At 72.2% G+C, this 12,058-nt stretch carries 11 protein-coding genes; 2 read left to right on the forward strand and 9 right to left on the reverse strand.

Annotated elements, in window-relative coordinates; genetic code table 11:
• Nucleotides 1-107 precede the first annotated feature (107 nt).
• Nucleotides 108-1,121, forward strand: a complete 1,014-nt coding sequence (locus tag ACGFQ9_RS15810; protein ID WP_393574359.1) for a GNAT family N-acetyltransferase — start codon at nt 108-110, stop codon at nt 1,119-1,121.
• Nucleotides 1,118-1,906, forward strand: coding sequence for a tetratricopeptide repeat protein (locus ACGFQ9_RS15815; RefSeq protein WP_393574360.1), 789 nt, complete (start codon nt 1,118-1,120; stop codon nt 1,904-1,906). The genes ACGFQ9_RS15810 and ACGFQ9_RS15815 overlap by 4 nt, the downstream gene beginning before the upstream one ends.
• A 64-nt stretch (nt 1,907-1,970) precedes the next feature.
• Here ACGFQ9_RS15815 and ACGFQ9_RS15820 read toward each other — a convergent pair whose 3' ends face one another.
• The 9 genes from ACGFQ9_RS15820 to ACGFQ9_RS15860 all read right to left on the reverse strand — a co-directional run bounded on the left by ACGFQ9_RS15820 (nt 1,971) and on the right by ACGFQ9_RS15860 (nt 11,990).
• A complete protein-coding gene (locus ACGFQ9_RS15820) occupies nt 1,971-3,986 on the reverse strand; it encodes a peptidoglycan binding domain-containing protein (RefSeq protein ID WP_393574361.1) in 2,016 nt (671 codons plus the stop codon).
• Between the two features lie 330 nt (nt 3,987-4,316).
• Nucleotides 4,317-4,700 carry a DUF6113 family protein gene (locus ACGFQ9_RS15825; protein ID WP_393574362.1) on the reverse strand — a complete coding sequence of 128 codons (384 nt, stop codon included), beginning with the start codon at nt 4,698-4,700 and terminating at the stop codon, nt 4,317-4,319.
• Nucleotides 4,697-5,617: an N-acetyl-1-D-myo-inositol-2-amino-2-deoxy-alpha-D-glucopyranoside deacetylase gene (mshB, locus tag ACGFQ9_RS15830; protein ID WP_393574363.1), complete on the reverse strand. Its 921-nt coding sequence runs from the start codon at nt 5,615-5,617 to the stop codon at nt 4,697-4,699. Before mshB ends, ACGFQ9_RS15825 begins: the two co-directional genes overlap by 4 nt.
• Before the next feature lie 95 nt (nt 5,618-5,712).
• Nucleotides 5,713-5,907 carry a hypothetical protein gene (locus ACGFQ9_RS15835; RefSeq protein ID WP_365113985.1) on the reverse strand — a complete coding sequence of 65 codons (195 nt, stop codon included), beginning with the start codon at nt 5,905-5,907 and terminating at the stop codon, nt 5,713-5,715.
• A gap of 351 nt (nt 5,908-6,258) precedes the next feature.
• Entirely contained in the window at nt 6,259-7,341 is a 1,083-nt protein-coding gene (locus tag ACGFQ9_RS15840) for an ABC transporter ATP-binding protein (protein ID WP_393574364.1), read from the reverse strand.
• Nucleotides 7,325-8,317, reverse strand: a complete 993-nt coding sequence (locus ACGFQ9_RS15845) for an ABC transporter ATP-binding protein (RefSeq protein WP_393574365.1) — start codon at nt 8,315-8,317, stop codon at nt 7,325-7,327. The genes ACGFQ9_RS15840 and ACGFQ9_RS15845 overlap by 17 nt, the downstream gene beginning before the upstream one ends.
• A 14-nt stretch (nt 8,318-8,331) precedes the next feature.
• A complete protein-coding gene (locus tag ACGFQ9_RS15850) occupies nt 8,332-9,279 on the reverse strand; it encodes an ABC transporter permease (RefSeq protein WP_393574758.1) in 948 nt (315 codons plus the stop codon).
• Nucleotides 9,280-9,412: 133 nt separating this feature from the next.
• On the reverse strand, nt 9,413-10,336 hold the full coding sequence (locus tag ACGFQ9_RS15855) for an ABC transporter permease (protein WP_393574366.1): 924 nt from the start codon (nt 10,334-10,336) through the stop codon (nt 9,413-9,415).
• 34 nt (nt 10,337-10,370) lie between these two features.
• Nucleotides 10,371-11,990, reverse strand: coding sequence for an ABC transporter substrate-binding protein (locus ACGFQ9_RS15860; protein ID WP_393574367.1), 1,620 nt, complete (start codon nt 11,988-11,990; stop codon nt 10,371-10,373).
• Nucleotides 11,991-12,058: the final 68 nt, after the last annotated feature.

Below are 12,058 nucleotides of genomic sequence, written 5' to 3' on the forward strand. Positions count from 1 at the left end.
CCTCCTCGGTAGGGCTGTCCATATCGCGCGGGAGCGCGGCGTCGTCGATGCCCGCACCTAGTATCGCCAATCCCGGCCACGAACCGAACAAGAGGGGCTAGAGAGCTGTGGAGATCACTGGTGGAGCACTGCTGGAGATTCGCATCACCCCCGCTGACGTGGGTAAACGAGTCTCCGTGCGAAGCCTTCTGCCTGCTCGTGACCGGGGTGCGGCGTTCACGGACACGCTCGGCGTTCTCACATCATGGACCAGCGGTGTGCTGGTGATCACACGAAAGAGCGGAGAAACCGTCCGGATCGCGGAATCCTCGCTGGTCGCGGGCAAGGTCGTGCCTCCCGCCCCGGCCCGCCGCCGGGGGCCGGCCGCCGGTTTCGAGGAGCTCGCGCGGGCGGGCGCACGCGCCTGGCAGCCACTGGAGAGCGAACCGCTCGGAGGCTGGACACTGCGCGCGGCGGCCGGTTTCACCCGGCGGGCGAACTCCGTACTCCCCCTCGGCGACCTGGGGATACCGCTGGACGAAGCACTCGCGCGAGTGACGGCCTGGTATGCGGAACGGGGACTTCCGGCGTATGTCCAGACCTCGACGGGCGCCGCGGACACCCAGGAGGCGCTGTGCGCGGCCCTCGAGGAGCGCGGCTGGGTCCGGGAGGTGTCCACGGAGGTCCGGATCGCGTCGCTGGCGCCGATCGCCGACCTCGTGGAGCCGGTGGATGTGTCAGGTGCCGCGTCAGGTGCGGGGGCGGAGGTCCTGCTGTCCCGGGAGTGCGGCGAGGAGTGGCTGGCGCGCTACGGGAAGGTGTCCGACCCGGACGTGGCCCGCAGGGTCCTGTCGGCCGGTCCCTCCGTCTGGTTCGCGACCGTGCCCGGGAAGGCGATCGGGCGGCTGGTGGTCGACGGGCGGTGGGCCGGGTTCGGCGCGGTGGAGGTCGCCCCGGAGCACCGCCGGGAGGGCCTGGCGACCGCGGTGATGGCCGCGCTGGCCCGGCAGGCGCTGGCGGAGGGCGCCTCGGCGGCCTGGCTCCAGGTGGAGACCGGCAACGGCGGCGCACGGGGCCTCTACGACGGCATGGGCTTCGTGACGCACCACCTGTACCACCACGTCCGGGCGGCGGGCTCGTGAGCGGCTTCCGGGACGCCTTCGCGGAGGAGGCCCGGTCCGAGCGCCCCGACCTGTCACTGCTCTGCCTCTACCTGGCCGCGGAGGCCGACCCGGACCTGGACGAGCGGGCCGTCGACGAGGCGCAGATCGAGCTGGACCGGCTGGCGGGGCTGCTCCCGTACGGGCAGCGCAGCCCCCGGGCGTGGGCGGCGGCGGTGACGGAGCTGCTGGGCGGACGGATGGGCTTCCACGGCACCCCGGCGGACTACGGGCGGCTGTCGTCCTCCCTGCTGCACCGGGTGCTGCAGCGGCGGCGCGGGCTGCCGATCCTGCTGTCGGTGGTGTGGCTGGAGGTCGCCCGGAGGGCCGGGGCACCGGTGTACGGGCTGGGCCTGCCGGGGCACTTCGTGGTGGGCTTCGGCGATCCGGAGGAGCGGGTCACCGTGGACCCGTTCGCCGGCGGGGCCTCACTGGGCGCGGGGCCGGCGGAACTGGCCTCGGAGGCGCTCGAGCCGGCCCGCACCCTGGACATCGTGCTGCGGATCCTGAACAACATCCGGTCCTGGGCGGCGGCCCGGCCGGAGCAGTCCGCGGTGGCCCTGTGGGCGCTGGACCTGTCGCTGCTGCTGCCCTCGCACCCCGCGACGCTCCGCTACGAGCGGGCCCGGCTGCTCGTGGACCGGGGGGAGTTCAAGGCCGGCGCGGCCGAACTGGAGGCGTACGCGGACATGGTCGAGGCCGTGGACGAGGGTGCTGCGGACCGCGTCCGCGCGGAGGCCCGGGCCGCCCGCGCCCTGCTGAACTGAGCACCGGAGCCCCCTGCCCGGGTCGGGCAGGGGGCTCCGAAGGCCGCTCCGGTGGGGCCGGGGCTCAGCTGGGGTCGGTCTCGATGACGCCGACGCGCTCGGCCGCGGTCTTGCCGCGGAGCGCCTTGCCCAGCGCACCCGCGACGTCCTGCGGGGTCACGGCGGTCTTCTCGCCGTTGCCCCGGGTGATCAGGACTCCGTCGAAGGTGTTCCCGTAGAGCTCCTTGAGCGCTTCCAGGTCGTACTTCTCGACCAGCTTCCCCTCCACCACGGTCATGCTGAGGATCTTGGGAAGGGACTTGGCCGGTCCGAACGGGATCGACTTGCCGCCCGCCTTGACGGTGACGTTCGCGGACATCGCCGGCTTGGCGAACTCGTTCATGGCGCGGTCGAGTTCGGCCTGGGTGACGGTCGGGGCCCTGTCGGTGACCGGGAGTTCGACGGGCACCGCCTTGCCGGTCTTGACCTGGGCCCGGTACGCGTCGGTCACCTTCGCGAGGGAGGCGTCCACGTCCAGGCTCGCGCCGGTCTTGCCGGGGACCGCGGTGACCTTGTTCGGCTCGAACTTGATGGTGCCCTCGGTGGCGCTGCCGGAGCTGCCGGCCAGTTCCTGGAGGGCGACCAGCAGCTTCTCCTCGTCGACCGGGATGACCGGGGTGGCCGGGCGCTCCTGGCCGATGAGGGAGCCGATCACGGTGATCGGGTTGTAGTCGCTGCCGGCCGCGTTGCGCACGGTGGTCTGGCTGTCCAGGGACAGCCCGGCCTTCTCCGGCTTCAGCTCGGCCTGCTTGCCGCCGACGGTCAGCTGGAGCGGCGAGGAGGCCCGGTTGCCGAACGCGGTCTGCATCTTGGCGACGGCCTCTTCGCGGCTGCCGCTGATGTCCACGCCGAGGACCGTGGTGCCCTTGGGTACGTCGGAGTGGTTGAGCAGCAGTCCGGCGCCGTAGGCGACGCCGAGCAGCACGAGGATCCCGCCGACGGCCAGGACCAGCTTGGAGCGGCCCTTCTTGGCCGGCTTGCCGGCGGGCGCCGCGGTGACCGTGGTGGGCCGGCGGGACGGCACCGGGTCGTCGAAGACCGGGACCGGGGCGGGCCGGGGCATGGAGGCCGCGGCGACGGCGGCCGGGCTGTCCACGCGCGGCAGGGTTCCGTTGCCGACCTCGGGGCCGGGCCAGCGGGGGGCCGCGGGGTCATCGCCGGCCGGGGGGCCCGCCACGGGCATCCCGCCGAAGGCGGGGCCTCCGGTGGGGCCGCCGGGGCCGGGAGCACCGGGAGCGGGGAAGGCCCCGGGCGTGAAACCGCCTCCGGGGACGCCGGATCCGCCGGGGCCGGGGGGCGTGAAGGGCCCCTGGGCCGCGGGGACTCCGTGGGCCGGGGTGGCGCCGGGGCCGGGCACGGCCGGGCCGCCGGGTGCCGGGGCCGGCGCGGGGGCACCCGGGCCGCCGGCCGGGAAGCGGTTGGGCAGCGGGGAGCCGGCCTGGCCGGGGCCCTGGCCGGGCGCGTTGCCCGGACCGGCGAAGCCCGCCGGGGCCGGGGCGGGGCCACCGATGCGGCCTGCGGGAGCACCGGTGCGGCCGCCGGGGGCGCCGGAACCGGGGCCGGCCGGGCCGGCGGGAGCGCCGGGTCCGGTGCCGCGCGGGGCCGTGCCCACGCCGGGACCGCCCGGACGGGTCGGCAGACCGGGCCGGGGCGCGGCCGGGGCGGCAGGCCCGGCCGGGGCGGCAGGGGCAGCCGGGGCGGCGGCGCCGGGCGCCGTCTTGCGCGGGGCGAACCAGTTGCTGCCCTCCGAGGCGGCCGGGCCCTGCTCCGCGGCGGGCGCGGACTCGCCACCGGGCGACAGGGCCCGGGGGGACGCGGGTGCCGGTGCCGGGGCGGCGGCCGGGGCGGCCTTGGCTTCCGGGGCGCCGGCCCCGCCGTCGCCCTCGCCGACCGGCTTGCGGACGACCACGGGCGGGATCGGCCGGGAGCCCGGAATGTTGATCCGGATCCGGGTCGTCAGCGTGGTCTCGGTCTTCGGCACGTCGGAGTCGGGGTCGCCCGCGGCGTGGCCGGCGGCAGGACCAGACGGCTTGGAAGTCACAGAGTCCCCCTCCGGGGCGTTCGCCGGGTACTGGCGTGATCCGTACGGCGGCGTACCCGACGGGTAAGCGGCTCCACCGCGCCCCTGGGGCCCGGAGGACGAACTGTCAGTTTCACGACTCAAGGCATGTTCTCCCGGTTGGCTCCGCCGCCCGTCATACCGTGCGCGGGCAGCTCGGCGGCCCGTACACCATACTGGCCGCCACCGCGGCGCAACCGGCGGGCGGAGCAAGCGGGGTTCCGGCCGGGTCCGGGAACGCTCGCCGGGCGCCGTTCCACAACCCCCGGTTCCCTTCCGGGGACTGATGGCGGGACCACCCCGAACGGGACGTCACCTGCCGGGCCGGTCGGCCGAAACCGGTCGGTCGACGGGCCCGCGCATCGTGGCACACATCACAGCGGCCGCGGCGCCACCCAAAAGGTACGCATACATGCCGATTCCGGTCGATCCCATCAGGAAGTCCCCTTCCGGACGCGGCACGCTGAGCATCACGTAGGTGAGGAGCCATCCGGCGGCCGCCGCACCGACCCCGAGACCGCTGCCGGTGGCGATCCGGCCCGCCAGGAACACCCCGAACGCCGCCACCAGGGCCAGCAGCAGCCCCGCCGGGAGCCACAGGTCCACCACGAGCCAGCCCGCCGTGCCGGTGACCGCGCCCGCCACCAGCAGGGCCAGCAGGGCCGCGATCCGCCCCGCGGTGAAGGTGCCGGTCATGCCGGGACTCCCTCGATCCCGGCGAACAGGTCGTGTTCGCGGGTGCCGGCCGGGGCGCCGGAGCGGCCGGCGGCCAACTCGTAGTACTCGCGCCCGAAGAGCGGCTGGGCCAGGTTGTTGGAGAGTGCGAAGAACGGGCCGTCGACGGCGATCTGGGTGGCGTGGGCGCGCATCGCGGCCGCCTTGGCGGCCCGGTAGGCGGTGCCGCCCGCGGCCTCGTCCTCGCCGATCTCGGCGGTGATCCGCTCGTCGTCCACGACGCCCGGCACGTCCTCGGGGGTGGCGACACCGGGGAAGGGCGCCTCGGCGCCGGCCGCCCGGAGCCCCTCGAAGCCCTCCTCGACCACCGAGCGCGGGACCCGGTTCCAGTAGATCTTGGCGATCGTGTGCGGCTCGCCGAGATCGCGCCGGTACGCCTTCTCCCCGGCCAGCTCGGCGGCCCGCATGGCGACCCGGTGGGCCTGGATGTGGTCGGGGTGGCCGTAGCCGCCGTCCGGGTCGTAGGTGACCAGCACCTGCGGGCGGAGGGACCGGATCACCTCCACGAGGTACGCGGCGGCCTCGTCGACGTCGGCCGCCCAGAAGGCGCCGGGCCGGTGGTTCTGCTCCACGCCCATCATCCCGGAGTCGCGGAACCGGCCCGGGCCGCCGAGGAAGCGGTGGTCGGCGACCCCCAGCTCGGCCATCGCCTCGGCCAGCTCGCCCACCCGGTGCTCCCCCAGGCTGTCGTCGCGGTCGGCCGCCAGGTGCGCGAGCCCGGACGGGATGACCTCGCCCTCCTCGCCCAGCGTGCAGGTGACCAGGGCGACATGGGCGCCCTCGGCCGCGTACTTGGCCATGGTGACGCCGTTGTTGATGGACTCGTCGTCCGGGTGCGCGTGCACGAGGAGCAGACGCCGGGCTGGGAGAGCGTTCATGAGGTCAGCCTAGGGTCTGTCCGGCGGATCAGCCGGACAGTCCCCAGGGGTGCCCTGCGGATCCCCCCTGGGCGCACGCGCTCACCGCGTCGGGCTCACAGCTTCAGGCCGCTGATCATTCCCGCCACGCTGTTGGTGAGTTGGTTCATGGTGGGGGCGATGGAGGAGCTGGCGAGGTAGAAGCCCAGCAGCACACAGACGACGGCGTGCCCGGCCTTCAGTCCCGACTTCTTCACCAGCAGGAAGACGATGACAGCCAGCAGCACCGCCGCCGAGATCGAGAGTGCCACGGCGATTCACCTCCACGTCGGACGGACATCGGGTACGCGCACACGACGGAGTCATACCCACCATGCGCTATGGATCATAACTATCCGTACGTGGGATCCGGTCGAACTCCGGCAGCATGAGGGGCGCATGCCGCGCATGGAGTGGTGCACGGCCATGCCGGCCGGGGCGGTTTCACGCCGCCCCGGCCGGGTTACGGCACCCGCACGGACCGTACGTTTCCCACCATTGCGGGACCAGGTATCGCCGGCGAATCGGTCATGTTGCCTATGAGTAACGCGAGTTGCCGCCCGAGCGGGCCGCGGAAGGGCCTCGGGGGCGGGATTCGGCCAATCCCGGGAGCCCGCCGGGGATCACCCGGCGGAGGGCGGCCCGGCGGCCGGCGGGACCACCTGCCGCTCGGCGGCGAAGTGGCAGGACGAGGGGTGCGCGGCGGGACCGCCCCGGCGGGCGAACTCCCCGGGGACCGTCAGCAGCGGGACTTCGGTGACGCACCGGGCCTGTGCCTTCCAGCAACGGGTCCGGAAGGGGCAGCCGGACGGCGGGTCGGCCGGGGAGGGCACGTCGCCGCTGAGGATGATCCGCCCCCCGGCTTCGCCGCCCCGGCCCCCGCTCCGGTCGCGCGCCTCCGGGTCGGGGACCGGGACGGCGGAGAGCAGGGCCTGGGTGTAGGGGTGGGTGGGGTGCTCGTAGATCTCGGTGTCGGTGCCGGTCTCGACGATCCGGCCCAGGTACATCACCCCCACCCGGTCGGAGATGTGCCGGACGATCGAGAGGTCGTGCGCGATGAACACGTAGGCCAGTCCGAGCTCGGCCTGGAGGCGTTCCAGCAGGTTGACCACCTGGGCCTGGACGGAGACGTCCAGGGCGGACACCGGTTCGTCGGCGACGATGACCTGCGGCTGGAGGGCCAGGCCCCGGGCGATCCCGATGCGCTGGCGCTGGCCGCCCGAGAACTGGTGCGGATAGCGGTTGATGTACTCCGGGTTGAGGCCGACCAGGTCGAGGAGTTCCCGGACCCTGCGGCGCCGGTCGCCCTTGGGTGCCGCCTCGGGGTGGATCTCGTAGGGCTCGCCGATGATGTCGCCGACCGTCATCCTCGGGTTGAGGGAGGTGTACGGGTCCTGGAACACCATCTGGATGTTGCGGCGGACCGCCTTGAGGGCCCGGCCGGACAGCTTGGTGATGTCCTCGCCCTGGTAGTGGATCGTGCCCGCGGTGGGGCGTTCCAGGTGGACCAGCAGCCGGGCCACGGTGGACTTGCCGCAGCCGGACTCCCCGACGATGCCGAGGGTCTCGCCGGCGGCGAGGGCGAAGTCCACCCCGTCGACCGCCTTGACCGCGCCCACCTGCTTCCTGAAGAGGATGCCGCGGGTGAGCGGGTAGTGCTTGACCAGGCCGCGGACCTCGAGGATGGCCTCAGCTGTGCCGGGCATGGAGGCATTCCTTCCAGAAGTGGCAGGCGCTGGACCGGGGGACGGGCGATCCGGTGACCGGGTGGAGCGGCGGGACGTCCGTACGGCACACGTCCTGGGCCATCGGGCAGCGCGGGTGGAAGGCGCAGCCCGGCGGGATGGCCAGCAGGTTGGGCGGCAGGCCCTTGATCGCGTAGAGCTCCTGCCCCTTCCGGTCCAGCCGGGGGATGGAGTCGAGCAGGCCCCGGGTGTAGGGGTGCGCGGGCGCCTTGTAGATCTCGTGGACGCCGGCCGCCTCCACGATCCGGCCGGCGTACATGACGGCGATCCGGTCGGCCACGTCGGCGACCACCCCGAGGTCGTGGGTGATCAGGATCAGGCCCATGTCGAGCTCGCGCTGGAGTTCCGCGAGCAGGTCCATGACCTGTGCCTGGACGGTGACGTCGAGCGCGGTGGTGGGTTCGTCGGCGATGATCAGCGCGGGTTCCAGGGCCAGCGCCATGGCGATCATGATCCGCTGTCTCATCCCCCCGGAGAACTGGTGCGGGTAGTCCCCCACCCGCTGCCTGGCCGCCGGGATCCGCACCCGGTCCATCAGCTCCACGGCCCTGGCCCGGGCGTCCTTGCGGGACATGCCCCGGTGGACCTCGAACATCTCGCCGAGCTGGCTGCCCACGGAGAGCACCGGGTTGAGGGCCGACAGGGCGTCCTGGAAGATCATCGCCATTTCCGCGCCGCGGATCCGCCGCCGGTCCTCCTCCTTCATCCGGAGCAGGTCCTTGCCCTTGAAGAGGATCTCGCCGCCGGTGATCCTGCCGGGCGGGGAGTCCAGGATGCCCATCACCGCCTGGGCGGTCACCGACTTGCCGGAGCCGGACTCGCCGAGGACGGCGAGGGTCTCCCCCACGTCCACCGCGTAGCCGACCCCGTTGACCGCCTTGGCGATGCCGTCCCGGGTGCGGAACTCCACGTGCAGGTCGCGTACTTCGAGCAGCATGGACGTCGGGCTCCTCAGCGCAGCTTGGGGTCGAGGGCGTCGCGCACCGCGTCGCCGAGCATGATGAACGCCAGCACGGTGATGCTCAGCGCTCCCGCGGGCCACAGCAGCATGTGCGGGGCGTTGCGGATCTGCGGGGCGGCGTTGGAGATGTCGATGCCCCAGGAGACGGTGGGCGGGCGCAGACCGACACCGAGGAAGGACAGGGTGGCCTCCAGGGCGATGTACGTGCCCAGGGCGATCGTCGCGACCACGATGACCGGGGCAACCGCGTTGGGGGCGACGTGGCGCGTCAGCATCCGTCCGTTGCCGGCGCCGAGGGCCCGCGCCGCCTGGACGTAGTCGTGCTGTTTGGCGGTGATCACGGAGCCGCGGGCGATGCGGGCGATCTGCGGCCAGCCGAGCAGCACGATGAAGCCGACCACCGGCCAGACCGTGGTGCTGGTGACCACGGACAGGAAGACCAGGCCGCCCAGGACCACCGGAATGCCGAAGAAGATGTCGGCGACCCGGGAGAGCGTGGCGTCGCCCCAGCCGCCGAAGAAGCCGGCCAGACCGCCGAGCAGGGACCCGAGCAGGGCGGCCCCGACGGTGGCGCAGATACCGACGGTGATGGACGCCTTGGCGCCGTACACGGTGCGCGTGTACACGTCGCAGCCCTGGGTGTCGTAGCCGAACGGGTGCCCGGGCTCGGAGCCGGCTTGCGATTTGGACAGGTCGCACTGGAGCGGGTCGCCGGAGGTGATGGCCTGCGGCCAGATGGCGATGAAGACGAGGAAGAGGATCAGCAGCGCCGAGATGACGAACACCGGGTTGCGGCGCAGCTGGTGCCAGGCGTCGGACCACAGCGAGCGGGCCCGTCCGGCGGAGGCGGCGTCCGACGGGGAGGGCACGGCGGGCCCGTCCGGCACGTCGGGGAGCGTCTTCTCCAGGCTCTCCGCCTCCTCCAGTGCCAGGTCCATGGGGCCGCCCGTGCCGGTGGGGGCGACGGCCTCCCGGTCGCCGGGCCGGAGCGGGTCGTACGCCTCGGGGCGGTCGGGGGCTCCGGGGCGTTCGGGCACCGCGTGGGCCGGGGGGACCAGCGGCCGCTCGGGCTCAGGCATACCGGATCCTCGGGTCCAGGACCGCGTAGAGCAGGTCGACGAGCAGGTTCGCCAGCAGGAAGACGATGACCAGGATGGTCACGAAGCCCACCACGGTCGGGGCGTTGTTGCGCAGGATGCCCTGGTAGAGCTGGTAGCCGACGCCGTGGATGTTGAAGATCCGCTCGGTGACGATGGCCCCGCCCATCAGGGCGCCGATGTCGGTGCCGATGAAGGTGACCACGGGGATCAGCGAGTTGCGGAGCAGGTGCCGGGTGACGACCCGGCGGCGCGGCAGTCCCTTGGCCACGGCGGTGCGGACGTAGTCGGCCCGGTTGTTCTCTGCGATGGAGGTCCGGGTGAGCCGGGTGACGTAGGCCAGCGACACCAGGGCGAGCACGATGCCGGGCAGCAGCAGTTCGCCGAACGTGGCCTCGGAGGAGACCGTGGGCCTCACCCAGCCCCATTTCACCCCGAAGAGGTACTGCAGCAGGTAGCCGGTGACGAAGGTGGGCACCGAGATGACGACCAGGGTGGCCACCAGGACGCCTGTGTCCACGGTCCGGCCGCGGCGCAGTCCGCTGATCACGCCGAGGGTGATGCCGACGAGGATCTCGATGACGATGGCGACGCAGGTCAGCCGGAGGGTGACGGGGAAGGCGCTCGCCATCAGCTCGGTGACCGGCTGGCCGTTGAAGGCGGTGCCGAAGTCCCCCTGGAAGATCTGCCCCATGTAGTGGAGGTACTGCTTCCACAGGGGCTGGTCGAGGTAGAGGTCCTTGCGGATGCGGGCCGCGGTGGCGGGGTCGGGGGCCTTGTCCCCGAACAGCGCCGCCACCGGGTCGCCGAGCGCGTAGACCATGAAGAAGATCAGGAACGTGCTGCCGATGAACACCGGGATCATCTGGAGCAGCCGCCGGATCACATAACGTCCCATGCAATGCTCCGGGGTGTGCGGCGGGAGCGGAGGCTCAGCTGACCTTGATCCGGTCGTACACGGGGACGCTGAACTGGTTCAGCTCGACGTCGGTGAGGCGCTCCGAGTAGCCGGCGCTGCCGTTCTGGTACCAGAGCGGGATCGAGGGCATCTGCGCGGCGAGGATCTTCTCGGAGTCCTGGAAGGTCGCGATGGCCTTGGCGGTGTCGGACTCGCGGTTGGCCTCGTCGACGAGCCGGTCGAACTCCGGGTCGGAGAACTTCCCGTAGTTGGAGGAGGCGCCCGTGTAGTACAGCGGCTGCAGGAAGTTCTGGATCAGCGGGTAGTCACCCTGCCAGCCCGACCGGAACGGGCCGGTGAGCTTGAAGTTGGTCGTCTGGTTGCGGAAGTCGGCGAAGGTGCCGACCGGGTTGACGGTGCAGACCGGGCCCTGGCCGAGGGCGTTGTTGATGCTGTTGCAGACGGCGTCCATCCAGGTCCGGTGCGAGCCCGTGTCCACGTTCGAGGTGATGGTCATCTTCCCGCCGGGCAGTCCGCCGCCCTCCTCGATGAGCTTCTTGGCCGCCGCCGGGTCGTAGGTGCACAGCTCCCCGCACATGTCCTTGAAGCCGCCCGCCGCACCGAGCGCGGAGGAGGTCCAGTCCATCGCGGGACTGCGGGTGTTCTGGAAGATCTGCTTGGTGATCTCCGGGCGGTTGATGGCCCGGGAGATGCCCTGCCGGACCTTCTCCGTGCCCGGCTTGCCCCACTGGGGGTCGTACAGCGGGAAGGTGAGGGTCTGGGTGATCAGGGCGGGCTGGTTGATGTAGCGGTCGCCGAGGTCGCTCTTGACGTTCTTGAGCTGGGAGGCGGGGACGTCGTCGACCAGGTCGAGGTTGCCGGCGATCAGGTCCGTGTAGGCGGTGTTGTTGTCGGTGTAGACCTTCAGGTCGACCCCGTCGTTCTGCGCCTTGTCCGGGCCGGTGTAGCCGTCCCAGGCGCGCAGCTGCATGGCGGTGCCCTTGGTGTAGGACTCCACCGTGTACGGGCCGTTGCCGACGGGCTTGGCCAGCCAGCCGTCGTGGTCGGTGAAGAAGGACTTCGGCAGCGGGGAGAACGCCTGGTAGCCCAGGGTCTGCGGCCAGGTGGAGAACTTGTCCTTCAGGGCGACGGTGAACGTCTTTGGATCCTTGACGACCAGGCCGGACATGGTCTTGGACTTGGGCTCGCCGGAGGCCGGGTGCACGTCGTCGTAGCCCATGATGTTGCTGAAGAACGTAGCGTTGTTCTGCTTGTTGCGGACGTCCGCGGCGTAGTTCCAGGCGTCCACGAAGGACTCGGCGGTGACGGGCTCGCCGTTGCTGAACTTCCAGCCGTCCTTGAGGGTGACGGTGAAGTTCTGGCTGTCGGTGGTCTCGATCTTCTCGGCCACCATGTCCTGGGCCGCGCCGGTCTTCGGGTCGTACCGCTTCAGCCCGCGGAAGACCATGTCGAGGACCTTGCCGCCCTGCACCTCGTTGGTGTTGGCGGGTTCGAGGGGGTTCTGCGGGTCTCCCCAGGAGGAGCTGATGATGCCGGCACCGGCCCCGCTCGTGTCGCCGCCGCCGCAGCCGGCCGCCGCAAGGGCGACGGCCACGGCGCAGGCGGCCCAGGTGGCGTGGGTGGCTCCGCGCATCGTGCCTCCTTCGTGGTGACTGCTCGACTGGGAGCAATGTCACCGCATGGAGGCGCGATCTCACTCCA

The organism is Streptomyces sp. NPDC048603 (genome assembly GCF_043199475.1).
Taxonomy (GTDB): Bacteria; Actinomycetota; Actinomycetes; order Streptomycetales; family Streptomycetaceae; genus Streptomyces.